Origin of the sequence: Streptomyces sp. SID12488, from assembly GCF_010548275.1 — a bacterium.
Classification (GTDB): Bacteria; Actinomycetota; Actinomycetes; order Streptomycetales; family Streptomycetaceae; genus Streptomyces.
Map to the genome: position 1 here is coordinate 1 of NZ_JAAGLT010000110.1, position 574 is coordinate 574.

General features: G+C 65.0%; 1 protein-coding gene. It reads left to right on the top strand.

All coding sequences use genetic code 11. The features are described from left to right. Nucleotides 1-212: 212 nt before the first annotated feature. Nucleotides 213-574 (top strand): winged helix-turn-helix domain-containing protein (locus tag G3I56_RS42735; RefSeq protein WP_164418944.1); only part of this gene is annotated, 362 nt, incomplete at its 3' end.

A 574-nucleotide genomic window follows, 5' to 3' on the forward strand; every position in this document is an offset into this window, starting at 1 on the left:
ACTGCCTTCGAGCCCTCAACAAGCGGCCTCCGGGTGCCGTGCAGGTACTGCCACACCGCCGTTACAGGCGGGCACTGAGCAGCTAAAGCAGCTCCCTATCTGCCGGGATCAACTCCGTGCTGTTACGTGCCAGCATGTACCAGCACGACGGGTTGCGCAAGATGTAGTGAGGAGAGACGTGCTAGGACGTGCTGGCCAGTACGCTCGAAGCTGTGACGATCGCTGAAGACGACCCCAGACAGCCCTTCCAGCAAGCCGCCGACACCCTTCGGCAGGAGATCCGCGGCGGTGGTATCAAGCCCGGTCAGAGGCTTGGATCCGTACGCCAGCTGGCCGACCGCTTCCAGATCTCCCCCACGACGGTTCAGCGCGCTCTCGCAGTGCTGCGGGATGAGGGCCTGCTCAAGACCACCAGCCGCGGGAACTTCGCCCGGGATGAGGAGAGTGCTTCGAAGGCGGCCGAAGGTGGGTTGGCCGGCGGGACACTCACGGACGTTCTGCGGGAGCTTTCGGATCTCCGTAGCCGCGTGGAACGACTGGAGTCCGCTCGCAGCGGGGACAGCGAGCCCGACGA